Genomic DNA, 26,613 nt, shown 5'->3' with positions numbered 1-26,613 from the left:
CGGCGCGTGTCACTGAAACGCAAGCAAGGTCCTTTATATCAGCAAATTCAAAAAATCCTCAGAGACCGGATTCTGCACGGTGTATATCCTCTGGGGAGCATCATTCCCTCCGAGCCGCAGCTGGAAAACGAATTTGGTGTCAGTAAAATGACGGTCCGCGGCGCGGTCCAGGAGCTGTCCCAGGAAGGTTATGTACAAAAGAAAAGCGGCGTCGGGACCATTGTGATGCGCAATACCTCCTATCAGAAACTCTCCAAGGGCAAAAAATTTACAGAGCTGCTCGTAGAAGAGGGACATAAGCTGGAAAAAAGACTGCTGGTGTCTGAACTCATTACGAATGATGCCGGTACGGAGGAATACCATCGCCACGGTCCCTATTGCCAGCGGATCGAACGTCTCTACATTCTGAACGGACAGCCTTATATTCATCTGATACACTTCCTGACAACAGAAGCGCTGCCCGGCGGAGGTGCCAAAGAAATGGGTGCGGATATCCAGTCGCTGTATGACTCTTTGGAGGAGAACGACATTGTGCTGGAGAACTTCAAGGACCGTTTTTTTGTGGAGCCGGCACCTCCTGAGGTCTGTCTGCTGCTGAAGCTTCCACCGGGGACGCATGTGCTCAAGCGCCTGCGCAACTCCTACGATGGGGAAGGCAGGCTGATCGAACACAGCGTAGGCTGCTATAACACAGAGCTTCATCCTTATCTGGTCAGTTATGACACTTGATTAGTTCCTCCCGGACTTTCGTTGCTTGCAGCGGGAGTCCTTTTTTCGATGCTGGAAATACTTCATAACAAAAACCTGATGGTCCGTAAGTGCTGAGTAATATGATAGAATGATAGGCAAAGTGCCAGCGGATTTGGTGCAACAAGTAAGTGCAAAGGAAGGAGAGAGAGCATTGACGAAGATGAATTACCCGGTCATTGAAACAGACAGGTTGAATTTAAGATTGTTGACGCTTGAAGATCGTGAGGCGGTATTCCGCCATTTCTCGGAGGAAGAAGTAACGCGTTACATGGATATTCCGCCTTGCAGGGACATTAGCGAAGCGGATGAAATTATACAGTTTCACATCGACGATTCGGGCTGCCGCTGGGGAGTATTCGATAAGCAGCAGGATCAATTGGCAGGGACCTGCGGCTATCATTGCTGGACAACCGGACCTGAGGGTAAAGCAGAAATCGGTTTTGATCTGTCCAGAGACTTCTGGGGCAGGGGACTGATGACCGAAGCACTCCTTCCGGTGATCACCTTTGGTTATGAAGAGATGGGGCTTGAGGTCATTGAAGCTACAGTTGATCCGGGGAACGATAGATCCCTTCGCCTGCTGACAGCGTTGGGGTTTTGTAGAGATGAGGAGCTAGTAAACAATCTGGTATACTTCTATATGCGGCGAAATCAATTTGCCGGCTAGACACTCTTGCCGTTTACGATTAAAGTCCGATACATAGCGATGAAGCCTGATATATAGTGAAAAATGAAAGCGTTATCCACGGGAGGAAGTGCGATCAAATCAATAGTTCCTCTAAACAAAATAAAACACAGTGGAATAATGAGATATTTTTCTTTTCAAATGACAGGGTTTGTGAGAGAATAGTTTCAATTCTAAATTAAATTGTTAACGGTTGCCAATTATGAATGGGAGGAAATACCAATGTCAGAAGACCGCAAGCTGTCGTTTGAAACTTTAGCCGTTCATGCAGGACAAGAGATCGATCCAACTACTTTATCGCGTGCCGTACCGTTGTATCAGACCACTTCCTACGGGTTCCGTGATGCGGAACATGCAGCCAATTTGTTCGCGCTCAAGGAATTCGGCAATATCTATACCCGTTTGATGAACCCGACCACCGATGTGTTCGAGCAGCGGATTGCTGCGCTTGAGGGCGGGGCAGGGGCGCTTGCCACAGCTTCAGGGGCAGCGGCAATTTCCTTCTCTATTCTGAATATCGCCGGTGCAGGGGATGAAATTGTGTCCTCCGCAAGTCTCTATGGCGGAACATACAACCTGTTCTCTACCACACTGCCCAAGCTGGGCATCAAGGTTCATTTTGTGGATTCGGATAATCCTGAGAACTTCCGCAGTGCGATTACAGATAAGACGAAGGCACTCTACGCCGAAACGATCGGCAATCCGCAGGGAAATGTACTGGATATTGAAGCCGTGGCGGCCATTGCCCATGAGCATGGCATTCCGCTGATTGTGGATAATACCTTCCCGAGCCCGTATTTGCTTCGCCCGATTGAGTATGGAGCCGACATCGTAGTGCACTCAGCTACCAAATTCATCGGCGGGCACGGTACCTCCATCGGCGGAATCATTGTGGACGGCGGCAAATTCGACTGGAAAGCCAGCGGCAAATTCCCGGGGCTGACCGAACCGGACCCTAGTTATCATGGCGTAGTTTACACGGAAGCTGTAGGACCGATTGCCTATATTATTAAAGCCCGCGTGCAGTTGCTGCGTGATTTGGGTGCTGCGATTTCACCGTTTAACTCCTGGCTGCTGCTGCAAGGGCTAGAGACTTTACATTTGCGTCTTGAGCGTCACAGCCAGAATGCGCTGAAGGTTGCACAGTATCTGGAAGCCCATGAGAATGTGGAATGGGTCAGCTATGCCGGATTGCCGAGCCATCCTTCCTATACACTTGCCCAGAAGTATTTGCCAAAGGGGCAAGGCGCAATCCTTACCTTCGGAATTAAAGGCGGAGCCGCAGCGGGTGTCAAGCTGATAGAGAATGTGAAGCTGTTCTCCCATTTGGCCAATGTCGGTGATTCCAAGTCACTGATTATTCATCCGGCGAGCACTACACATCAGCAGCTTTCTGCCGAAGAGCAGACAACAGCAGGTGTAACCCCTGAATTGCTGCGTTTGTCGATTGGTACGGAATCCATTGACGATATTCTGTATGATCTGGAGCAGGCGATTGCCGCCAGCCAGCAATAAAGACAGCACAGCAACTGCAATTAAATAGTTACGGCCTGCAGCGCTTCGCTGCAGGCTATCAAGGCCTTTGCCATTATGCGGAGCCGTTTCCTTCATAATTATGAATCAGATTAATTCTAGGTGATTGTTCACCTGCATGATCCTGTTCATACTGTGACAGGACGGCGCATGGGGCAGATGGCCTTTTTGCATAGCTGAAGGAATGCAGAATATCGTTTCCCCTCAAAGCATATGCCTTACACAAGGGAGCGCCGGGTGATTTCATGCTTCTGCAAACTCCGTTAAGAACTTACTCATTTGACAACGCTTGCATATTTCATGGCCCATTCCCGTATTTATAAAAAGAAGCAGCGTAACATGCCGGTGTTAACACGTCCCTAAAACGGATGCCGGCAGCAATCCAATGCCAAAAAGGTGGGTGCGGTGATGAAGGGTGAACAACAGCAGGATCATGTTCGGAGTAATGAGGAGCGCCCGTTCAAGTATAACGCCGGTGATCGGGCTATAGGAGTGGAGATGAGCCAGGCTGCATCTGTGGCTTCCGCTGCTGCGGAATTTATCGACGAAGGGGAGCGGCAAAAGGGAATGGGCCCATTAAACCGTGCTTATTTCAAGCGTCCGGGAGAACGTCCGGCCTTTCTGGTGCTGCGTGACGGCTGTGAGGATCGCCCGCTCTTCCGGGAGGATGCCGGAACGGCTCCAGTGGGCCCTTGTCTGATCCGGAGCGAAGAGTGGCTCAATACTCCCGAGCTAGCCGAGCTGTATGACAGCTGGTTGACGAGTGAAGATGAAGTCCAGACGGAACGGACCTTGCAGCGGATCTATTACCGGCTGCGGGCCGCATCCTTGGCGCTGCTGGAATCAGCAGACGGGGCCTGGACCGCAGTCACCCTGCTATATACGCCGGAGCTTGCCGCGTTGCCTGCAAGGCTGGCCGTGCTTCAGGATGCGCAGCTCGAAGCGCTGTTCTCCGCCGTGGCGGAGAGCCAGCGGCTGGGCAGCGACTGCCGCGTGGATCTGCTGGCGCCATACCCCGCCAGCGCGCCCGAATTCGCGGTGATGCGCGAATTCATCGAGGGCGTGGCCGAACAGACACTCGGCCACGCTTATGCGGCGGCTTGCCGCACCGGGGCGCTGATCGCGCCCGGTGCGCATCACGCCGCCGGGGAAATCGCGCGTATCGCCGATTTCCTTGTGCTGGACGGCGCGGCCTGCGGGGACGCGCCGGAAGCCAGCTCCGCCGAGGGCTTTGCCCGTGCGGCGGGAGAGATGCTGGCCGCCGTGCGGCGCGTGAAGCCGGCGGCGGTGGTGCTCGCCGCGGGGGCACCGGCGGCGGCCGCGCTTGCCGATCTGTATGCGATCGGCATGAGCGGGATCTTTTGCAGCGCTGGCCAGCGGACCGAAGCGCTGCTCAGGGCAGCCTGCCTGACCTGGATGGCCCGGCAGGACCATCACGAAGATCCAGCCGCCGGCGGTTGGCTGTAGGATTTCCTGGCGCCCTCCTGCTCTGGCAATAGCCGGCGAACGGGCGCCTGTCCAGTGAATATCCGCCATTTCATGCGGCGGCTCGCATATCCGTTATCATTGGTGTGCCTGTTCAAATGATTTCTGGTATTCCGGGCATCTGTACAACGAATAGCCCGCATCCGGGCATTAGACTAACTTCCCCGGAAGCTATTTAGCTTGATACTGGCTGGGGTAGAAGTCGCTGCAATTTAACCGAATGATGAGGTCTCGGGGGATAGTTGCACTTTGTACATTTATTTCATTACTTTTTAAGCTTTATTGAGCTATAGTTGCATTCAATACAGCTATAAAAGCAAAATCAGCCTGCAGAGGAGCAATCGGCTATTTTTAGTTGCATGAACTACAACTATTTCACTGAAACGTTTGTTTTTGCGGTGAATAGTTGCAGTAAATACACCTAGCCGGGCAGATAGCAGACAAAGCACTCGATCCATTTGGTTCAGCCAAGTGTTCCTTTTCTTGATTCTTAAAGCAATTAAAAACGTGGTAACCGATGCATCCCCTTGTTCCGCATTGCTGCGGTAAACAAGGGGATGTTTGCGTTCGAAGGGAGGGGGGCAGCACCAGCAGGACAAACCGTGTACGTTGTTGCTCCCATCCCCGCGATGTTGAGGTTACTTCAATCCCGCGAATTGATATCCCCGTGACCGATTAGTCCACGTACACCTTTGCTCCTAATGCCCGCGATGTTAAGGTTACCTCAATCCCACGAATTGATATCCCCGTGACCGATTAGCCCACGTACACCTTTGCTCCCAATGCCCGCGATGTTGAGGTTACTTCAATCCCACGATTTGATTTCCCCGTGACCCATTAGCCCACGTACACTGTTGCTCCCAATGCTTGCGATGTTAAGGTTACCGTCAAGCCTTGATATCCACGATCCTCCAGTTACCCATGTACACTGTGCTCATGATCCCCGCGTTGCTGATCCTACCTTTGTTCTCTTGATTCTTGCGTTACCCAATGTCCAAGTTAAGCCGTTGCTTACAATACCCAGTTTCCCCAAGCACGCACCCACACTCGTCATTCATTCATTCATTCATTCACACACACACACTCACTCACTCACTCACTCACACTCACTCTCTCTCCCATATTGCAATCGTCATCCCCGTACCCCCCTCAAAAAAAAGGCTAGTCTCCGGGTTTACATTCGAACGGAAAGTGGTATAGTATTACTATAAGTTGCACTGAGGAAATATATTTGCGCTATTGCAACAATGATTATCATTCTCATTTACCATGCTGTCCCGGCTGAGCCGGGGCAGCATGTGTCATTTTAAGGGCTTTAATAATGGCTCTCATTCTCAGTTGGCTGCTCTTCATCTTGTCAGGGACAGAATGCCAATGCTCCTAAACCAATCAGGAAGGTGATTTTACATGCATGCAACATCCAAACAAATGCCAAAACCAATAGCGCGCCAAGGCAACGCGCAGCAGCCCCGTACACCGGAGCCGCGACGTTTCGATCCGAAGGCTATACTGGGCAATTCTGAAATGCAGGCTGCCCTGGGCAGCGGATTACTTATGCTGATTGCTTGGGCAACCAGCGGCTGGTCGGAAATCCTCTCAGTGCTGCTCTATGTGATCTCTTACACGGTAGGCGGCTGGATTAAAGCGAAGGAAGGCGTGGAGACACTGGTCAAGGAACGCGACCTCGATGTCAACCTGCTGATGATTGCTGCCGCTTTGGGCGCCGCTTCAATCGGCTACTGGAACGAAGGTGCGATGCTGATCTTCATCTTTGCACTGAGCGGCGCTCTGGAGAGTTATACCATGGAGCGCAGCAAAAAGGACATCTCCTCCCTGATGGCCCTAAAGCCAGCCACGGCAGTGCGCATTGAGCAGGGGGCAATGAACGAGGTTGCAATTGATCTTTTGGCCATCGGAGATTTGCTGCTGGTGCGGCCCGGTGAACTGATTCCCGCTGACGGTAAAGTGTGCCGGGGCGAATCGGCCGTCAATCAGGCTTCGATCACAGGCGAATCATTGCCGGTAGAGAAAACAGCCGGAAGTGAAGTATTCGCCGGGACGGTGAACGGGGAAGGCCCGCTTTATATCGAAGTTACCAAGGCTGCAGAGAACACCCTTTTTGCCAAGATTATTAAGATGGTGGAAGAGGCGGAGAGCGAAGTGCCGGATTCACAGCGGTTTATTAAACGGCTGGAGTCGATTTATGCCCGGGTGGTTGTGGCTGCAACGGTTGCATTGATTGCATTGCCGCCATATCTGCTGGACTGGAGCTGGAGCGATACTTTTTATAAAGCGATGGTCTTTCTGGTGGTGGCTTCACCGTGTGCGCTGGTCTCATCCATCATGCCTGCCATGCTGTCGGCCATTTCCAAAAGTGCGCGCAAAGGCATCCTGTTCAAAGGTGGCGTGCACCTGGAGAATATGGCGCGGACGTCCGTGGTTGCTTTTGACAAGACCGGAACGTTGACTGAGGGAATCCCGCAGGTAACGGATTTTATCGCCGGAGAGGGGTATGACCGGAGGGAGCTGCTGGCGGTCAGCGCATCCATTGAGAAATTGTCACGCCATCCGCTGGCGGAGGCGGTTGTCCGCATGGCTGAGGAGGAGCAGGTGGAGCTGTACAATATCCAGGAGAGCAAATCTTTAACCGGCTGGGGGATTGAAGGCACGGTTCAAGGCCAACAATGGAGAATCGGCAAATCGAATCTTTTGGATGAGCCGGAAGTTCAGAGAGATGACGAACCAGTACAACACTGGAAAACCTTGCGGCAGCAGTTCGAGATGGATGGAAAGACCGTGTCGCTAATTCTGGCCGGTGACAAAATCGCCGGGATGATTGCGCTGCAGGATACGGTGCGTCCTCAGGCGGAAGTTGCTGTACGCAAGCTGCAGAAGCTGGGAATTAAGGTGGCTATGCTGACCGGGGACCGGGCAGAGGCGGCGCAGGCGATGGCAGCAAGAACGGGAGTGGACATGGTATTTGCCGATCTTTTGCCGGAAGATAAAGTAAGTCATATTAAAGCGCTTCGTGAGCAATATGGCCATGTGATTATGGTTGGTGATGGGGTCAATGATGCTCCGGCTCTGGCAACGGCCACCGTTGGCATGGGGATGGGCATGAAGGGCAGCGGCGCGGCACTTGAGATTGCCGATGTGGTCCTGATGAACGATAATATTGAAGAGATTTCTTCGACCATTGCGCTGGCCCGCCGGTCGCAGCGTATTGTGAAGCAGAATATGATCTTTGCTGTTACCGTGATCGTCAGCCTGATGCTGGGCAACTTTTTGCAGGGGATCGCACTCCCCTTCGGTGTTGTTGGTCATGAAGGCAGCACAATTCTCGTGATCCTGAACGGATTAAGACTTTTACGCTAATTAAAGCTGAAATTGACAAACCTACAGGGTATTCCGGAAATTTAATTGCTTAAAATTGAATTGTTCACAAAATGGGTACGATTACAGCGTGTCTGGCATATTGACAACTCCTCCTTGGGTGATCATAATAAGTACTACATTATAATAATTTTAATTAAGGATTGACGCTTAACCGTCCATCTCAAGGAGGATATAGTCATGTACAAATCCATTATCGTTGGTACCGGACCGGCCGGACTGACTGCTGCTATCTATTTGGCCCGCGCCAACCTGAATCCGCTGGTGATTGAAGGCCCGCAACCGGGTGGTCAGCTTACCACTACAACGGAAATTGAGAATTTCCCCGGATTCCCTGAAGGTATTATGGGTCCTGAACTCATGGACAATATGCGTAAGCAGGCTGAGCGTTTCGGTGCAAAGTTTATTACAGGCTGGGTGAACAGTGTAGAGCTGGGAGATCGTCCGTTCAAGCTGAACGTTGAAGGTATGGGCACATTGACTACAGATACACTGATCCTATCGACAGGTGCTACGGCAAAATATCTCGGCATTCCCGGTGAGCAGGACAATATCGGACGCGGTGTCAGCACTTGTGCGACTTGTGACGGATTCTTTTTCCGCGGCAAAGAGATCGTCGTTGTCGGCGGTGGTGATTCCGCCCTTGAGGAAGCTGGCTTCCTGACCCGTTTTGCTTCGAAAGTTACCCTTGTGCACCGCCGTGAAGAGCTGCGTGCTTCCAAAATTATGCAGGAGCGTGTCCGCGATAATGCCAAGGTGACCTGGGGGCTGAACCGTACTCCACTGGAAGTGACTTCCGGGGACAAAGGCGTGAACGGTCTGAAGGTGCTTAATAATGAAACCGGCGAAGAGGAATTCATTGCAGCCAGCGGTGTATTTGTAGCTGTCGGCCATCATCCGAATACTTCCTTCCTGGGTGGTCAAATTACAACGGATGCGAGCGGGTATATCGTGACCAATCCGGGCACCTCCGAAACCAATATTCCCGGCGTATTTGCTTGCGGCGACGTTCAGGATACCCGTTACAGACAAGCCATTACGGCAGCGGGCAGTGGTTGCATGGCAGCAATGGATGCTGAGAAATACATTGAAAGCCTGGAGCACAGTGCGGTTATTTTGTAACCCTCTATTTGGAATAAAAGGCACTCCGGTGCTACAATAGATACTACCCTGATCTATACTGTTCATATAAAATTAAGGAGGAAATCAACTATGGAGAATGTAATTGTATACACTTCTACCAATTGCCCGCATTGCCGTCAGGTGAAGAGCTTCCTGAGCGAGAAAGGTGTATCCTACGAGGAACGCAACATCGAGCAGAATGATGATTACGCGCAGCAGGTTTGGGATATGGGTATGAGAGCTGTACCTGTAACCGTCATCGGCGATTTCAAAATCGTAGGCATGAACAAAACGCAATTCGACAAGGCTTTGGCAACTGTATAATACAGCCTTTGCTCTTGAATAAGAGGATACCGGCCGCTTCCGAGATGGGGGCGGTCTTTGCGTTGCCGGACTTAATTCCGCCCGAATAGTTTAATGTACATATGGATCTCCAACCGATGAAAGGATGCTGCGAACCTTGTTAATGAATTTAAAGGACTATATAGATTGAACTTAAAAACTTGAGATAAGGAAAAGGAGGAACGGAGGGGGATTTTGGAACTGGAGGAGCGGTAGCGTCCGCCTTTGTCTTCGGATTTCTACCGCTAAGAGCGGTTAAAATCAAGAAATCTGAAGACAACAGCGGCCGGAAGTCCAAATATTCTCCGTAGTTGCGACTGATCCTGTACTCTAAAACCTTAAGTTCAATCTATATATAAGTATTCCGGGGCAGTAAAACGTTTGCTGGCCGAGTGCATGTGGGCTGCCGATGAGGAGCTTGATGAGAAAATCGAGCAGGTGCTTGCGGGATATATTACAAATGATTGTACAGAATTGCTGGGCTGCTTAGAGAATGGACGGTTGGCAGGGATCATCGGAATCATGCGGCATTCCAGGAAAGCGGCGGAGATCAGGCATCTTGCAGTTCAGGAGCAGTGGCGCGGGAAAGGGATCGGCAGAAAGATGATAGAGGAACTCGGCAGAACTGCTGAATATGACACGATAACCGCGGAGACAGACCATGATGCTGTTGGGTTCTACAGGAGTAGCGGATTTGCAGTTAAGAGTCTGGGGGAAAAATATCCCGGAGTCGAGCGCTTCATCTGCAGTCTTTCTCTAAATGACGCAGAACGTAGCTAAGGCAGTCCGGGGAGCAAGTTTCCGTACAAAAAATAGTCTGCTTTTGTGATGCCGGCTAGTTTTTGTACGGGCAGGAGCAAAGGAGTGGAAGCTCTCGCTTAAGCTTGGGTAAAGGACATGATTACTTGAAAAATAGCGTATACAACAACACCGCTGATAATAAGCATGAATCCCGATTTCTTCCTCGATTGGAACAGACGCAGTACACCGAGACTGACTAAAGGAGCAATGATGAGCAGCAGCAGCAGCACAGTGATGAACATCTGCACTGAAAGATCAGACGTATCAACATAGGTCATAGACTCACTCTCGCTTTCAGAAAAAGGGGTGATGGTGACATATGTCACACAGTTATGACCTAATTATAAAGGATTGCCCTGCTTATTGCTGCACTTTGGGCTGCTTTAAATGCGGCAAATTTACGTCAATTTGTCTACAGGGTTACCCTGATATTGCCGAGAAAATGCATCACGGCGGAAAAGCCCGCGCCGATCATGGTCCCGCGGCTGCCCAGCTTGGAAAAAGTGATCTCCAGCTGCTGCTTATGGTAGGGCAGCGTACGCTTAGCCACTACGCTGCGCAGCGGTTCGCCGAGCCAAGGCTCGGCCTCGGAGAGGGCTCCTCCGATAACTATCAGCTCCGGATTGAAGCTGTTGATCAGATTCGTGACGCCAATGCCCAGATATTCGCCCATGGTTGAGAAGTGGCGCAGCGTATCCTCCTGCCCGTCCAGCGCATGGCGGACCAGTTCTGTAGTAGTGCGGGCAGGTAATGACAAGTTTGAGTTGTCATAGGTCTTCTCGGAGGCATATAGCTCCCAGCAGCCCCGGCTTCCGCAGCTGCAGGGTTTGCCTTCCGCTTCAATGGTCATATGCCCGGTTTCTCCGGCATATCCGCGGGCGCCCTTGTACAGTTCTCCCCCGATGATAATTCCCGATCCGATCCCTGAACCTGCACTGATATACAGCAGGTGGCGCACGCCCCGGGCCGCTCCGAAATTAAGCTCTCCCTGTGCACCCGCATTGGCTTCATTGTCTATCGTGACGGGAACAGCGAAGGTACTCTCCAGAATGGAACGTAAATCCACCATCTCCCAGCCAAGGTTGGGGGCGAACAGCACCACGCCGTTCTCATCGACCATCCCCGGGACACCTACTCCGATTCCTACGATACCGTAAGGCGACGCGGGGGATTTGGTAATCAGTTCCGCAATGATAGCCTTCATCTGATTCACAACATAAGGGAAATCATGGGCATCCAACCGGCAATCCCGCTCGTGAAGTACGCCGCCGTCCAGATCGCAGAGCACCGCCGTGAGCTGCTTTACGCGCAGCTCAATGCCGATGACGCTTCCCGCCATCTTGTTAAAATGCAGCATGAGCGGTTTGCGTCCGCCGCTGGATTCCCCGGGGCCGGCTTCAGTCACAAGCTCCTGTCCGCAAAGCTCGGCGACAAGGTTGGACACGGTTGCTTTATTAAGGCCGGTCATCTCGGAGACTTTGGCCCGGGAGACCGGAGAATGCGTGCGGATCATATGTAAAATAATCGACTTATTGATTTTTTTGACCAGCGCCTGGTCACCGGTAACTTTCACGAAGTACACTTCCTTTTTTGACAACGTTCTCATTAGAGTAGTATGCCACTTAGTCTAGAGTGATGTGCGGAAAAATGCAACAGGAAGCGACGGAAGAAAGCGCGGGAAAGAGGACTGCTCTTTCAATACATCAGAGGGAATTCAGACTTTTTCACAGGCTGTTCTGAGGCTTAGCAGCATTGTGTTCAAACGAATGGCAACGCATAGGCGGTGCTGTCAAAGGGTACTTTATGGTCATGTTAAACGATAGAACGGGCAGGGTACGGGTATTTGGCCCTGCTTGCGGATGACAAGAAATAGACAAATAAAAAGTTGTTCAAAACTTTGTTTAACCAATATACAAAGTTCTGAAGATGTGTTAAGATGATGCTGTAAACGCTTGCGGGCGAAGCAAAATATCGAGGAGGATTTTACAAATGGCTTATTTTGAAACAGTGAGCAAGATCTCTTACGAGGGAAGCCGTTCCACCAACCCTTTCGCATTCAAATTCTACAATCCTAAAGAAATCGTAGCCGGCAAAACCATGGAAGAGCACCTGAAGTTTGCAATGGCATATTGGCATACATTAACTGCTGGCGGTTCCGATCCGTTCGGCGCAGAAACTGCAATCCGCAGCTGGAATCACCTGAGTGGCCTGGACAAGGCTAAAGCCCGCGCTGAAGCGGCTTTTGAATTCATGGAGAAGATGGACCTGCCTTACTACTGCTTCCATGATGTGGACATCGCTCCTGAAGGCGCATCCTTGCGTGAGTTCTACAGCAACATTGATACCATCGTAGATATCCTTGAACAAGGCATGAAGACTTCTGGCAAGAAATTGCTGTGGAACACAGCCAACATGTTCACTAACCCGCGTTATATGCACGGTGCAGGCTCCACTCCTAATGCTGATGTCTTTGCACATGCAGCTGCACAAGTGAAGAAGGGGCTGGAAGTTGGTAAACGTCTGGGCGCACAAAACTATGTATTCTGGGGTGGCCGTGAAGGCTACGAAGAATTGCTTAACACAGATATGGGCCTTGAGCAGGATAACATTGCACGTCTGTTCAGCCTGGCTGTAGATTACGCAAGGGAAATCGGCTTCGACGGTCAATTCCTGATCGAGCCTAAACCAAAAGAGCCTACCAAACATCAATATGACTTCGATGCAGCAACAACAATTGCGTTCCTGCAGAAGTACAACCTCGACAAGCACTTCAAGCTGAACCTTGAAGCTAACCATGCAACACTTGCCGGTCATACTTTTGAGCATGAACTGCGTGTAGCACGCATTAACGGCATGCTTGGATCGCTTGACGCAAACCAAGGCGATACATTGCTGGGCTGGGATACCGATGAATTCCCGGTTAACATTTATGATGCAACTCTTACGCTTTATGAAGTACTCAAGAATGACGGACTAGGCAAAGGCGGAATCAACTTTGACTCCAAAGTACGCCGTCCTTCCTTCGAAGCTGAGGATCTGTTCCTGGCGCACATCGCCGGTATGGACACTTATGCCAAAGGCCTTAAAGTTGCCGCTAAATTGCTTGAAGACCGCGTGTTTGAAGACTTCATCGCGAAACGTTACAGCAGCTTTAATGAAGGCGTAGGGGCAGACATCGTTTCCGGCAAAGCAACATTGGCTTCGCTTGCCGAATACGCGCTGAACAACGAAAATCCGCGCCGCAATGAGTCCGGACGTCAAGAACTGCTCAGAGCTACTTTGAACCAATACATCCTGGCTGAGTAGGATTAGGGCTTGAGCATACGGCTCAGACTTTAGTTCAGCCGATATTAACGCAACGGGGGTTGCTGAAGAGAGCATTCTTCGGCAGCCCCTTTTCTTGTAAATGGTGTTTCTTCATATAACTTTTAGCGGATGCTTACGAAGTGAGTTATATTGCGAAGTGGAGTCAAATGTAGTAATGCTTCATATAACTTTTAGGAGGATCAATATGAAATATGTAATCGGTGTAGACCTGGGGACCAGTGCGGTAAAGACTGTATTGGTTGATCCGCAGGGAAAGGTGGCCTTCGAGCATTCCGAAGCCTACCCGCTTAGCAGACCCCAGCCGAACTGGAGTGAACAGAATCCCGAGGACTGGGTGAAAGGAACGCTGGTCAGCCTCCGCCGTCTGATCGAGGTGTCTGGTGTAGATCCTTCGCAAGTGGACGGCATCAGCTTTTCAGGGCAAATGCATGGTCTGGTGCTGGTGGACAGCGAAGGCAATGTGCTGCGTCCGGCAATTCTCTGGAATGACACCCGCACTACGGCACAGTGCCGTGCAATCGAGAAGAAACTGGGAACAAAGCTGATCAACATTGCGAGAAACCGTGCCTTGGAAGGGTTCACACTGCCCAAAATCCTGTGGGTTCAGGAGAATGAGCCAGAGGTGCTGGCGCAGGCGCACCAGTTCCTTCTGCCGAAGGATTACGTGCGTTTCCGTCTAACCGGTGATTATGCGATGGATTATTCCGACGCGGCGGGTACATTGCTGCTGGACGTAGGTGCAAAGCAGTGGAGTGCGGAAATTGCCGAAGCTTTCTCACTGCCGGTCTCGCTGTGCCCTAGACTGGTAGAGTCCTTCGATCTGACGGGAACGCTGCTGCCTGAGATTGCTGAAGCTTCCGGCCTTCTGACTTCCACAAAGGTATTTGCCGGCGGTGCGGATAACGCCTGCGGCGCGCTCGGCGCCGGTATTCTGGGTGAAGGCCGGACGATGTGCAGCATCGGCACCTCCGGTGTGGTCCTCTCCTATGAGAGCAACAAGGATCTTAATCTGGAAGGTAAGGTCCATTTCTTTAATCACGGGGAGAAGGATGCCTATTATATTATGGGCGTTACTCTTGCTGCAGGCCATAGTCTTACCTGGTTCAAAGAAACCTTTGCACCGGAGAAGAGCTTTGACGAATTGCTGCAAGGTGTAAACGATGTGCCGGTCGGAAGCGGCGGGCTGTTATTCACACCGTACATCGTTGGTGAACGCACGCCGCATCCGGACGCAAATATCCGCGGCAGCTTCATCGGCATGGATTCCGGCCATACCTTGTCCCACTTCACCCGTTCGGTCTTGGAAGGAATCACGTTCTCCCTGCGCGAGTCGATTGAAATTGTGCGTGAATCGGGTAAGGAAATTACAGAGATTGTGGCGATCGGCGGCGGTGCGAAGAATGAGGCTTGGCTGCAAATGCAGGCTGATATTTTCAATGCATCGATTATCAAGCTGGAGAGTGAGCAGGGCCCGGCTATGGGTGCGGCAATGCTGGCTGCCTACGGCAGCGGCTGGTTCCCTTCCCTTGGTGCATGTGCAGAAGCTTTCATCCGTCCTGCAGAAGTATTTAAGCCGAATGCCGGGCAAGTGGCGGTCTATGATGGATTATTCAGTATTTACCAGGACGTATACGGCCAGACCCGCGAATTGAATGATAAGCTGGCTGCATACCGGAAATAACTGGGCTTGCAAGAATGGGGCTGACGATCTGCCCGCGATACCCGTTAGGGCAGCGCTTGAGCTGTCCTTGCGGAATTACGCTTCTTAGGGGCTGAAGACTAATGATAAAAGTGCTGATTGTAGATGACGAGCCCAAGCTGAGGGAAGGGATGCGTACCCTGATCCCTTGGGAAGAGCTGGGTTACACCGTAGTGGCGACGGCGGCAAACGGATTCGAGGCGCTTGATAAGTTCTATAGCTTTGCTCCCAAGCTGATTGTCGCAGATATTCGCATGCCGGGAATGGACGGCCTGGAGCTGATTAATGAGCTGCGCAAAGAAAACGCTAACTGTCATGTGCTTATTCTTAGCGGTCATGCTGACTTCGAATATGCCAAACGGGCGATCTCCTATCATATTGACGGATATTTGCTGAAGCCGGTCGACGAAGAGGAATTGATCTCCTATCTTCATGATCTGCGTGTCACGATAAGCCAGGAGGAGCAATTGAGCCAGCTTCAGACGGATTTCCCGGTACGCGGCAATGAAGCGCTGCTGCGCGAGCTGCTTCAGCCGCGCGAGAATGGTTTTGACACGGCAGAATCAGCAGCCGGGCTAGGGCTTACGGGGTGGAGCTGTGAAATTGTACTGCTGGAGCTGAAGCGGGCGCAGAAAGGAGAAGACGGAAGTGAAGATCGTGTCCGCAGCTTGCTGGAGCAGCATTGGCCGGCAGAGGAAGCATTGTTCTTCACCTTGCCTCCATATATGGGGATCCTGTTAAAGGAACCGCTCAAGGACGGGGTTGCCCGCACAGCATTGTGGAATGACCTCAATAGAGTTATTTCCAAAGAGGGATTGGATTTTTATGCCGCTTCCGGAGGCGGAGTTGCCGATCCTCAGCTGGCAAGCCAGTCTTTTTCTGCAGCCCGCGAGCTGCTGGAGGCAGCTTTTTTCGGACGGAGGGAAATTCTCCTGAGCGGACAGCCAGATGAATGGCTGGTTCGGATCGAAGAGACTGAAGACATTGAGGAATTGGAACGCGATGAAGAGATGGAACTGCTGCTTGCGATTGAAACCGGGAGTAATGAAGCCATTCAGGCGCTGGTCGGGCAGATCATCCGCAAACTTGTTGCTATAAAACGCAATGAGACGTATATCAAAGATAATCTGATCCGGATCATGAGCAGTACGATTGCCCGCCTGGAGGCAGCTACCCCAGACATCCGTTCCTTTATTGCGGGCAATCCTTCTCCCACTGGGGAAGTATACAGCAGTTATTATCTGAGCGATATTGAGAATATGGCCGGGAACTACCTGGAGCAAATTTCGAAGCAGATGAACAGCGGCGGAAAGGGCGATGAGATTAAACGGATCACAGATTTGATCCAGCGCCGTTACAATGAGAACTTAAAGCTGGGGATGCTTGCGCAAATTTTCAATTATAACAGCGCCTATCTGGGCAAAATGTTCAAGAACCAGATGGGCGAACATTTTAATACCTATCTGGACAAGGTGAGAATTGAGAAAGCGAAGCAGTTTCTGACACAGGGCATGAAGGTGTATGAAGTGGCTGAAAGAGTCGGGTATATGAATTCCGATTATTTCAACGCCAAGTTCCGCAAATACGTCGGGGTATCCCCAACCGCCTACCGTAAGGAAAATTAATCCTGGGCGACGCACTTGCCGAACGATCAACGTGGGCATTATGATAGACAGGCTGTTCCCTATCTGCGGCAGATGAGGGAGCGGCCTGTTTGCCATGATTCGGGTGAACAGATTAGGAGAGGAGGGAACGTTGTGAAAAATCTGGTGCGGATGATCAATAATATGAAGCTGAAATATAAGTTCATTCTGTTCTACATTGTAGTTGTTATGATTCCTGTACTGATTATAGGCATTGCCCTAACCGGGTATTTTCGCGGGGCTGCCTTGGACAGAGCCATTGACCAGGCAACCAATAATTTGGAGAAAATCAAAAGTCAAATGGCAAGCAAGCTGCGGGTTCCCATGGATATTTCGAATCTGCTCTATTTCGACAGCGATTTCAAGACCCTTGTCACTACGAAGTATCCCAGCATCCTGGAGCTGACGAAGGCTTATATAAATTTTACAGATTTCAAGGATTATATATTGCAGTACCGCGAACTCTCCAACATCCGTTTCTTCATTGATAACCAGACGCTGGTTGATAATATGTCTATCGCTCCCCTGACGCCGGAGATTGAATCCAGATCATGGTATCAGAAGGTTGTGGGGACCAAAGGAATACACTGGCTGTACATCCCCGACAAAGAGGAGTACAAAACCAGTGAGAAAGGGACCATTAATAAGTTAAGCCTTATCCGTCAGGTCCCTTATTCAGAGTATAAGAAACCCGGTGTATTAATGGTGCAGGTAAATCCCGATGAGCTGAACGGAATGCTGTACCAGGAGCCCTTTGAAACGATTATCACAGATGAGCAGGGGTACATTACTGCCGCCAAGAACCGGGAGCTCGTAGGGACTACGCTGGATGCCTTTGATATCGGTATAGACTTGAGTACGAAAACTAAAGGCGTGTTTAGAACCATGGTGAAGGGCGAAGATTCCTATGTTATTGTCGATGAGATGACTCCTTCATTTAGCATCAGTCAGTTGAAGGTCATTACCGTATTTGAGCGAAGCAGCATTCTTAGCAGTGCGAATAAAGTGAGCGTTCTGGGGCTGCTGATCATCGTCGGGGTGCTGCTTGTTGCGCTGGTGCTTGTCTATACCATCTCTTTATTGACGACCAACCGCCTGCTCCGGCTCAGCCGCCAACTGAATCAGGTAGCCTTAGGCAATCTGAACGTAGTCTCCCATGTAGACGGGACGGACGAAATCGGACAGCTGTCGCGGCAGTTTAACTATATGGTGGGAAGCATAAACCAGCTGATCGCCCAAGTGATAGAGAGCAATGAGAAGAATAATAAACTGGAAATCGCTCAGAGAGAAATTAAGTTGAAAATGATGGCCAGCCAGATTCACCCGCATTTCCTGTTTAATGCCCTGGAATCCATACGGATGAATGCGCATCTTAAAGGAGAGAAAGAGATCGCCAATATCGTCAGACTTCTCGGAAAGCTTATGCGCAAAAATCTGGAGGTAGGCAGAGAACGGGCGCCGATGAAGGAAGAGATTGAAATGATCCGCTCCTATCTGGAGATTCAGAAATTCCGGTATGAGGACAGGCTGATGTTTGAAATAGATTTCGATGCCAAAGCCTCCGATATCCTGATTCCGCCGCTGATCATCCAGCCGCTGGTGGAGAATTCTGTTGTACACGGACTGGAGAATAAAGAAGGAACGGTTAACGTGCGGGCAAGTGTCGTTTTGTCTGACGATGAGATACAAGTGGTTGTGGCAGACGACGGTGCCGGGATGACAGAAAAGCGGCTATCCGAAATCTTGGCGGTAATTGACCAAGCCGAGGAAGAGCAGCGAAGCCGGATCGGTCTGCGAAATGTGCACCAGAGACTCGTCTTGTATTATGGGGAGAAGCATGGACTGAATATCGAAAGCGAAGAAGGGAAGGGCACAAAAATTTCCTTTTCCATCCCGCATGATAGCGATTTCAGACAGTAGGCTGTTGAATGTCTAATTTACACAGGATTTTACGTGAAATCTGTCGGGTATTCGCTTACATTTGGGTGCGGTATGATATGAATATAAAAACAAAGGGGGAATAATGGACGTGAAAGCGCTCACTGAAAACGGTGTTACAGCAAATGAAAGCGTAACCCCCCACCCACCTGCGAAGCGGAAAAACGGATTTTGGAGTAGCGTACTGCAGCAAAAGTACTTGTATCTGATGTCTCTTCCTTTCGTGATCTGGGTATTCATTTTCAGCTATGTGCCCTTATGGGGATGGTTGATGGCATTTCAGAAATATAAACCAGCCAAGTCGTTTGGGGATCAGAAGTGGGTTGGATTGGATAACTTCAAAGAGCTTTTCCATGATGAACGCTTCTACCTTGTGCTAAGAAACACGCTTGCAATGAGCGGTCTGGGCTTGATATTTGGCTTCGTTGTTCCGATCTTGTTCGCTGTACTATTGAATGAGCTGCGGGGCAATGTCTTCAAAAGAACGGTTCAGACCGTATCTTACCTGCCTCACTTTGTATCTTGGGTTGTTGTAGGCGGGATTGTCTACAAGACACTCGCAATCGACGGAGGGATCGTGAACGATTTGCTGATCTGGCTTAATGTCATTGATGAGCCGATCCAGTTCATGGCTAAAGGTAAATATTTCTGGGGAATTTTAACTGCAGCTGATATATGGAAAGAAACTGGCTGGAATGCGATCATCTATTTGGCAGCGATTACAGGGATCGATAAAGAGCTGTATGAAGCAGCAAAGGTGGACGGGGCCGGAAGAATCAAGCAAATGTTCAACATTACATTGCCGGGTATCCGCACGACAATCACGGTTCTCCTGATTATGTCCATCGGCCACTTGGTCGGTATCGGCTTCGAGAAACAGTTCCAGCTGCAGAACAACCTTGTTACCGATTATTCGGAAGTGCTGGATTTGTATGCGCTTAAATATGGTATTCAAATAGGACGTTTCTCCTATGGTACCGCAATCAGTATGTTCACCTCAGTAGTCAGTGTAATCTTGCTGCTTGTCGCTAACGGTGTAATGAAGAAAATTACTAAAGAAAGCATCATGTAAGGAGGGGATCTTAAGTGAGCAGCAAAGCTTTTCAAATGTCAAAGTCTGAACGTATATTCGACATCTTCTTGTATATCTTACTAGGGTTGGTCATGATTGTGACTCTATATCCCTTCCTGAATGTGCTGGCGATTTCCTTCAATGAATCTACAGACACCGTTCGAGGCGGCATATATATTTTCCCGAGAGCCTGGACGCTTGAGAACTACGAACGGATCTTCAGTTATACAGGTCTGATTCAGGGTTTCAAAATCTCGATATTGCGGACCGTTTCCGGTACAATTCTCGGACTTGCAAGCTCCGCCATGCTGGCGTTTACGCTCAGCCGTCCGGATTTCCGGGCAAGAAAATTTGTTTCGGTATTCCTGGCACTGACCATGTACTTCTCCGGCGGTATGGTGCCTATGTACATTCTGATGAAAGATTTAAATCTGATCGGAACGTTCTGGATCTACATTTTGCCGGGTGCGGTTTCCGCGTTCAACGTATTCGTCATCCGTTCCTTTATGGATGGTCTGCCATACGCCCTGCAAGAGTCCGCTAAGCTGGACGGAGCCAATGACTTCCTGATTTTCTACAAAATCATCTTGCCGCTCTGTAAGCCGGTGCTTGCAACAATCGCACTTTTCCTGTCGGTAGGACAATGGAATGAGTGGTTCACAACCTATCTGTATAATGGTAACAAGCCACATCTAACGACACTCCAGTATGAGCTGATGAAGGTTCTGTCGAGTACGAACCAGGGCAGCGGCATGGCAAATGCCAACGATTTGGCCCAGCAAATGGCGCAAATTTCACCAGAGTCCATCAAGATGGCTATCACCATTGTAGTAACGGTACCTATTCTTGTAGTGTATCCTTTCCTGCAGAAGTATTTCGTAAATGGTATGACACTGGGAGCTGTAAAAGCCTAATCCCTGCTAGACAGGGCTAGGATAAGAGGGACGTATTTCTGGCAGGAAAATTGCCAAGCAGAATTACGTCCTGGCTTATCCGTTAAATGAAAGCGCTGGATTGGATTTATTATTATATCGTATTTGCAAGCGCTAACAATGGTATATACAGGTTTAACCTGATATGCATAGATGAACTAATACAAATTATCAAGGGGGATACACAAATGAAAAGCAAGAGCATTAAGACTGCTTTTACGCTCATGCTCATGAGCTCTATGCTGATCGCAGGCTGTGGCGGCGGCAACAACAACAACAAAAATGTTATCGACACTCCTGCCGACAATGGGGCGAAAAACACCGGCAACAATGCTGCTGACGATACTGCTATGGATACAAGCCCTTTTACTATCTCTTTCTTTGGTGGGGATGCCAGTCCAAACTGGAACAAAATGCAGGATGAAGTGGGTAAAGTAATTACTGAGAAAACTGGTGTAACGATTGATGCAGAGTTTGATGTAGGCAGCGGCGGCGGCGATCAAAAAATCCCAATGATGGCTGCCAGCGAAGATGTTCCTGATTTGATCTTCGCCAAAGGAAATCTTAGTATCCTGGTGGATGCTGGTCTGGTTATTGATCTGACCGAACTAATTGATAAATATGCTCCGAACCTGAAAAAAGTATATGGCGATAACATGAACCGTCTGAAATACAGCCTGGATGACCAGAGTATCTATCAAATTCCTACGAACATGGGGGTCGGCCAGCAATCCTTCGACGCAACAGGCGGATTCGAAATTCAACACCGCGTACTGAAGGAACTGGGTTATCCTAAAGTGAGGACCCTAGCCGACTATGAAAAAGTGCTGAAGGATTATGTGGCGCTGCATCCGGAAACCGATGGACAGCCTACGATTCCGCTTACGCTGAATGCCGATGACTGGAAGATCATGATCACGGTTACAAACCCTGCCTTCACTACAACAGGGGCACCGGATGATGGTGAATATTATGTCGATCCGGAAACTTACGAAGCAAAACTTCACTACAAACGCCCTGAAGAAAAAGAATATTTCCGTTGGTTAAACGGCATGTACGCTCAAGGTCTGCTTGATAAAGATTCCTTCGTACAAAAAGACGACCAATATAAAGCCAAAGTGGCCAGCGGCCGTGTGCTTGGTCTGATTTCCCAGGAATGGGAATATTCCGATGGTGAAAATGCTCTGAAAGCAGCCGGTAAAGATGAGTACACTTATGCTCACTTCCCTGTAACCCTGTCTGAAGAGTATAAAGATCATTCTTTCATGTCAACAGGTATCGACGGCTATGGTCTTGCGATTACAACTGCAGCTAAAGATCCTGTCCGGATCATCAAATGGCTGGACTGGATGTCTTCCGATGAAGGTCAGGTTTTGAGAAGCTGGGGTATTGAAGGCAAACACTACACTGTAAATGCAGATGGCAAACGTGAAGTTCCAGCTGAAATTTCAGACAGAAAAGCCAATGATGCCGCTAACTTTGCTAAAGAAACAGGTATCGGACAATATCTGATCTTCGGTGCACGTTATGGCGATGGTGTGAAGGATTCTACTGACAACTATTACACTGCAACCTTCCCGGATGAAATCGTAGCTGCTTACTCTAAAGCTGAGAAGGAATCACTCGCAGGATACAAAGCTACAACATGGAAAGATCTGTTCCCTAAAGAAGATGAATTCCCTGTCAAAGAAACAGGCGCTCTGTACAACATGCCAGTTCCAACTGATGGTCAATATCAAGTAATCTTCAAAAAGACTCAGGATATTGTCCGCAAACGTATTCCTGAAGCCATCCTGTCCAAACCTGCTGATTTCGACAAAGTGTATGACGCATTCATTGCTGAGCTGGACAAAGCCGGCGCTCAGGATATGGAAAAAGAGTTTACAGAACTCGTGAAAAAGAGAGTATCTCTGTGGACTGGAAAAGATTTGTAAGCAGCAATTCTCCTTGTTAAACAAAACTAATGCAACAGCAAGGACCCGACATTTGTCAGGGTCTTTTGCTGTATTTTGAACTCATGTGGAGGGCAAGTATATGAAGGAAGAGATCAAGGAGCATCCTTGGAAATTAATATACAACCAGCCTGCGGCTATCTGGGAAGAAGCGCTGCCGCTTGGCAACGGGCACATGGGGGCCATGGTATTCGGCGGCACAGCCAGGGAACGAATTCAGTTAAATGAAGATACATTATGGTCCGGATTTCCCCGGGATACCAACAATTATGAAGCGCTCCGGTATTTGAAAAAAGCGCGGGGTCTGGTAACGGAAGGCCGTTATGCGGAAGCTGAAGCAACTATTAACGCCCGCATGCTAGGCGTAAATACGCAGGCCTATCTGCCGCTGGGAGATCTTTACCTGGAGCATGGCGGTGCGGAGAATTTCAGCCATTATCAGCGTGAGCTGGACCTGGACAGCGGGATTGCCAAGGTGGCCTATCATACGGAGACGGGGGGATTTACCCGCGAAGCCTGGATCAGTGCACCCGACGGTGTATGTGTCATTCAGGCCAATAGCAGTGTTAAGGGGGGCCTTCGGCTTGCACTCTCTTTGGACAGCCTGCTGAAGCACTCCGTGGAACCAAAGGGAGAAAACGGGCTTGTCCTCAAGGGTAGCTGTCCTACACATATGGCGGATAATTATCATAAGGATCATCCGGGTGCCATTCTGTATGAGGATGGGCTGGGTCTAACGTTTGAGCTTCACCTGCAGGTAATTCTCACAGGAGGAAGCGTAGAGTACACAGACGGCAAACTTGTTATATCGGGGGCGGATAGTGTGCAGCTGCTGCTTGCCGCTGGCACTGATTATGAAGCGCTGAGAAGCCGAGCATCGCATCTCAAGAAGCGCAGCACCACAACGTATGGAAACATTCTCAGCCCGGCAGAGAGCTGCGAAGCAAGACTGGCGGCAGCGGCTTCCAAGTCCTATGAAGAGCTGCTGGATCGTCATACAGAGGATCACAAACGAATCTTCCGCCGGGTCGACATGGATCTCGGCGGGCGGGAGAGAGACGGATTACCGACTGATGAGAGACTCATGAAGTATAAAGCGGGACAGGAAGATCCTGCACTTGAAGCGCTGCTGTTTCAATATGGCCGCTACCTGCTGATGGGAAGCTCCCGTACCGGCACGCAGGCTGCCAATTTACAGGGGATTTGGAACCATCATCTGACACCGCCATGGAACAGCAATTATACAACCAATATCAATACCCAAATGAATTATTGGCTGGCCGAGGTTGGCAATCTAAGCGAACTCCATGAACCTCTGATCGATATGATCCGAGAGGTCAGTGAAACGGGAGCCCGGACGGCAGCAGTTCATTACGGAGCCCGCGGCTGGGTAGCCCACCATAATGTTGATCTGTGGCGCAGTTCTTCTCCTTCAGGCGGAGATGCCAGCTGGGCATTCTGGCCGATGGGCGGCGTGTGGCTGTGCCGCCATTTGTGGGAGCATTACAGCTTTAATCCTGACGCTGCTTATCTGGAGGAGACTGCTTACCCGCTCATAAAAGGGGCAGCATTGTTCTGCCTTGACTGGCTGGTGGAAGGTCCGGACGGTCTTCTGGTTACGAACCCGTCCACTTCGCCGGAAAACCGGTTTATGACGAAAGATGGCCAGCCGTGCAGTGTCTCGATGGGCTCCGCGATGGATATCAGCTTAATCCGCGAACTGTTTGAGCATTGCCTCCATGCTGTGCGGATTCTGGGCCTGGATTCCGAGTTTCAGCAGCAGCTGGAAGAGGCGCTCTCCCGGCTGTCTCCGCTCAAGATCAGCAATGACGGACGCCTGCAGGAGTGGAACGAGGATTTCGCCGAACCGGAACCGGGACACCGTCATGTATCGCATTTGTATGGACTATATCCGGGAGAGTTCATCAATGGGCGGGAGACTCCAGAGCTGTTGGAGGCAAGCCGCTTATCACTGCAGAAACGGATCGCCTCGGGAGGCGGACATACCGGCTGGAGCTGCGCTTGGCTAATTAACCTTTATGCACGGTTGAAGGATGGGGAGGCCGCTTACGGCTTTGTCCGTACGCTTCTGTCCCGCTCGGCTTACCCTAACCTGTTTGATGCCCATCCGCCTTTTCAAATTGACGGGAATTTCGGCGCGGCTGCCGGCATCGCAGAAATGCTGCTGCAGAGTCATTTGGGTGAAATCAACTTGCTTCCCGCACTGCCGGACGCTTGGAAGAACGGAAGCGTCAAAGGGCTTAGGGCCCGGGGCGGCTATGAGCTGGAGATCGAATGGCGGAACCATAAGCTGGTTTCTGCAGTCATTGCTGCCAGCCGGGATGGGATTTGCCGCTTGAATTATCAGCAGCAGGAACTTCAGGTACAGCGCTCTGACGGCACCCTATTGCCGGCAGGGAATGCCCTGGATATGAATGCGGGAGAAGTGTACCTGGTAACGGTTTGACGATCCATGATCCAATGATGCATAATAATAGATTGAATCGAAGAGACAACTGCCCCCTGGCAGAGATTATCTGCGGGGGCAGTTTTTTGCGTGCATCTAGGAGCTTTCACTCAAAAAAGCCTTATCCTCCGGGTGTGCCGGGCCGATAATAGTGAATATGAAGCTTTTGGGTGGAATAAATTAAGCTAACGTGGGGTTTAAGGTTGTGCGGAGTAAATGTTCAGCATCTACTATAAAAGTACAAACCAATAAGTGGGCTATTACTTACAGCAGGGGGCACAGAAGCGAAATGGGAAAGAAGAAACAACTGCCGTTGATGAAGGCTGTTCTTGGAGGAATGCTGGTTTTTGCTGCGTTGCCGCCTGGTCTCTATTGGAGCTGGGGGCAGGCTTATGCTGCCGCTGATTCAGCATCGCTGCGCTCGGTAACTGAAATGACGCAGAAGCTGACCGCTGCAATGAATAACCGCAGAGAGACGATAACCTTTGCTTATCAGGGGAAGACGTCCAAGCTGAAGGCCCAGGTACAAAGCGCGATAGATCAGGCGATGGGCAGCGACCCTTATTTGTACTACACCATTGACAGTTACGCATTTTCCTACCGGGGGAGCAGCAGCTCGGCTAATGTGACGGTACAGGTGGAATACCGCGAGACACTGCAGCAGACAGCTTTTGTAAATAAACAGGTAAAAGAGATCTTGAAGCAGATCATACTGCCGGGAATGAATAATCACCAGAAGATAAAGGCTATTCATGATTGGGTTGTGCTGCATCTGAAGTATGATAACTCCTACAGCAAATACACCGCTTATGAAGGACTTCAGAGCGGCAGTGCTGTATGCCAAGGTTATTCGCTTCTGACGTATAAACTATTGCTGGGCGCGGGGATACCCAATAAAATCGTTGAAGGAACGGCGAAGGCGGAAGGGAAAGCTGCCCAGTCGCATGCCTGGAATCTGGTGCAGCTGGAAGGGCGCTGGTACCACCTGGATACCACCTGGGATGATCCGACGCCAAATAAGGAAGATGCTCTCAGCACGGCTTACTATATGAGAACCGATGCCCAGATGCGCCTTGACCACAAGTGGACCAAGTCATACCCTGCTTCATCTGTCGGCTATGCTCAAACGTTGTCTGAACTGATCAGCCGCGGCGGTCCAAGCGTGGCTGTATATCAGGAGCTTGAGCGGAAGCTTGACTACAGTCTGTATCAGGAGGATTTGATTGTCAGCTCCGGCTCAGAGCTAATGCTGCTTGCCAAACAGGCCGTTGCCTCCGGCCAGGCATCCTTGTTGTTCCGCTATGACGGCAGCGAGAAATCGCTGAAGACTGATCTTCAGGAGCTGTATGCGCTTGGAATGGACCATCTTTCTTACAACAGCTCACCCTTCGATAACACGGGCGATCTGAAGGTATATGTGACTTGGGAATAATAATTACAGAAAAGGGATGCTTCGCTAAAATGGCGAAAGC

Annotated in this window: 19 protein-coding genes; 17 read left to right on the top strand and 2 right to left on the bottom strand. The window is 50.2% G+C overall.

Translation table 11 applies throughout. From position 1 onward, the window contains the following. The first annotated feature begins 6 nt into the window (after positions 1-6). The 8 genes from AC3WT9_RS29090 (at position 7) to AC3WT9_RS29055 (ending at position 10,090) form a co-directional block, all read left to right on the top strand. Complete coding sequence (locus AC3WT9_RS29090) at positions 7-729, top strand: GntR family transcriptional regulator (RefSeq protein WP_341380422.1); 723 nt, start codon at positions 7-9, stop codon at positions 727-729. A gap of 181 nt (positions 730-910) precedes the next feature. Further along, complete coding sequence (locus AC3WT9_RS29085; RefSeq protein ID WP_341380421.1) at positions 911-1,417, top strand: GNAT family N-acetyltransferase; 507 nt, start codon at positions 911-913, stop codon at positions 1,415-1,417. 240 nt (positions 1,418-1,657) lie between these two features. Beyond that, positions 1,658-2,950: a homocysteine synthase gene (locus tag AC3WT9_RS29080; RefSeq protein ID WP_341096463.1), complete on the top strand. Its 1,293-nt coding sequence runs from the start codon at positions 1,658-1,660 to the stop codon at positions 2,948-2,950. Positions 2,951-3,376: 426 nt separating this feature from the next. Further along, a complete protein-coding gene (locus AC3WT9_RS29075; RefSeq protein WP_341096461.1) occupies positions 3,377-4,435 on the top strand; it encodes a hypothetical protein in 1,059 nt (352 codons plus the stop codon). Between the two features lie 1,425 nt (positions 4,436-5,860). Then, entirely contained in the window at positions 5,861-7,828 is a 1,968-nt protein-coding gene (locus tag AC3WT9_RS29070; protein ID WP_492408448.1) for a heavy metal translocating P-type ATPase, read from the top strand. A 198-nt stretch (positions 7,829-8,026) separates the two neighbouring features. Beyond that, a complete protein-coding gene (trxB, locus tag AC3WT9_RS29065; RefSeq protein ID WP_341379849.1) occupies positions 8,027-8,968 on the top strand; it encodes a thioredoxin-disulfide reductase in 942 nt (313 codons plus the stop codon). Positions 8,969-9,058: 90 nt separating this feature from the next. Continuing rightward, positions 9,059-9,292 (top strand): glutaredoxin family protein, encoded by a 234-nt coding sequence (locus tag AC3WT9_RS29060; RefSeq protein WP_038596638.1) that lies wholly within the window; start codon positions 9,059-9,061, stop codon positions 9,290-9,292. Between the two features lie 399 nt (positions 9,293-9,691). Then, a complete protein-coding gene (locus tag AC3WT9_RS29055) occupies positions 9,692-10,090 on the top strand; it encodes a GNAT family N-acetyltransferase (protein ID WP_492408445.1) in 399 nt (132 codons plus the stop codon). A 98-nt stretch (positions 10,091-10,188) separates the two neighbouring features. Here the strand turns inward: AC3WT9_RS29055 and AC3WT9_RS29050 are convergent, their stop codons facing one another. Then, positions 10,189-10,389 carry a hypothetical protein gene (locus AC3WT9_RS29050; protein WP_341096454.1) on the bottom strand — a complete coding sequence of 67 codons (201 nt, stop codon included), beginning with the start codon at positions 10,387-10,389 and terminating at the stop codon, positions 10,189-10,191. A 134-nt stretch (positions 10,390-10,523) separates the two neighbouring features. Beyond that, positions 10,524-11,684: an ROK family transcriptional regulator gene (locus tag AC3WT9_RS29045; protein ID WP_038596631.1), complete on the bottom strand. Its 1,161-nt coding sequence runs from the start codon at positions 11,682-11,684 to the stop codon at positions 10,524-10,526. 416 nt (positions 11,685-12,100) lie between these two features. Between AC3WT9_RS29045 and xylA the strand changes: the two genes are divergently transcribed. The 9 genes from xylA (at position 12,101) to AC3WT9_RS29000 (ending at position 26,573) form a co-directional block, all read left to right on the top strand. Next, the gene (gene xylA / locus AC3WT9_RS29040) at positions 12,101-13,417 is read left to right on the top strand and encodes a xylose isomerase (protein WP_341096452.1); all 1,317 of its coding nucleotides are present in this window, start codon (positions 12,101-12,103) and stop codon (positions 13,415-13,417) included. A 205-nt stretch (positions 13,418-13,622) separates the two neighbouring features. Beyond that, entirely contained in the window at positions 13,623-15,119 is a 1,497-nt protein-coding gene (gene xylB, locus AC3WT9_RS29035; RefSeq protein WP_341379846.1) for a xylulokinase, read from the top strand. A gap of 101 nt (positions 15,120-15,220) precedes the next feature. Beyond that, positions 15,221-16,762: a response regulator transcription factor gene (locus AC3WT9_RS29030; RefSeq protein ID WP_341379845.1), complete on the top strand. Its 1,542-nt coding sequence runs from the start codon at positions 15,221-15,223 to the stop codon at positions 16,760-16,762. 150 nt (positions 16,763-16,912) lie between these two features. After that, complete coding sequence (locus AC3WT9_RS29025; protein WP_341097789.1) at positions 16,913-18,700, top strand: sensor histidine kinase; 1,788 nt, start codon at positions 16,913-16,915, stop codon at positions 18,698-18,700. 103 nt (positions 18,701-18,803) lie between these two features. Next, positions 18,804-19,790, top strand: a complete 987-nt coding sequence (locus AC3WT9_RS29020; protein ID WP_341096446.1) for an ABC transporter permease — start codon at positions 18,804-18,806, stop codon at positions 19,788-19,790. Between the two features lie 14 nt (positions 19,791-19,804). Then, positions 19,805-20,704: a carbohydrate ABC transporter permease gene (locus AC3WT9_RS29015; protein WP_341379844.1), complete on the top strand. Its 900-nt coding sequence runs from the start codon at positions 19,805-19,807 to the stop codon at positions 20,702-20,704. A gap of 206 nt (positions 20,705-20,910) precedes the next feature. After that, positions 20,911-22,656, top strand: coding sequence for an ABC transporter substrate-binding protein (locus AC3WT9_RS29010; RefSeq protein WP_341096443.1), 1,746 nt, complete (start codon positions 20,911-20,913; stop codon positions 22,654-22,656). A 100-nt stretch (positions 22,657-22,756) separates the two neighbouring features. Then, positions 22,757-25,141: a glycoside hydrolase family 95 protein gene (locus AC3WT9_RS29005; RefSeq protein ID WP_341379843.1), complete on the top strand. Its 2,385-nt coding sequence runs from the start codon at positions 22,757-22,759 to the stop codon at positions 25,139-25,141. A gap of 289 nt (positions 25,142-25,430) precedes the next feature. Then, the gene (locus AC3WT9_RS29000) at positions 25,431-26,573 is read left to right on the top strand and encodes a transglutaminase domain-containing protein (protein ID WP_341096441.1); all 1,143 of its coding nucleotides are present in this window, start codon (positions 25,431-25,433) and stop codon (positions 26,571-26,573) included. The last annotated feature ends 40 nt before the right edge of the window (positions 26,574-26,613 follow it).

This window comes from Paenibacillus sp. EB106-06-01-XG199 (assembly GCF_058791575.1).
The sequence above is the reverse complement of the archived record's forward strand: the minus strand, read 5'-3'. Positions and strand labels throughout refer to the sequence as shown.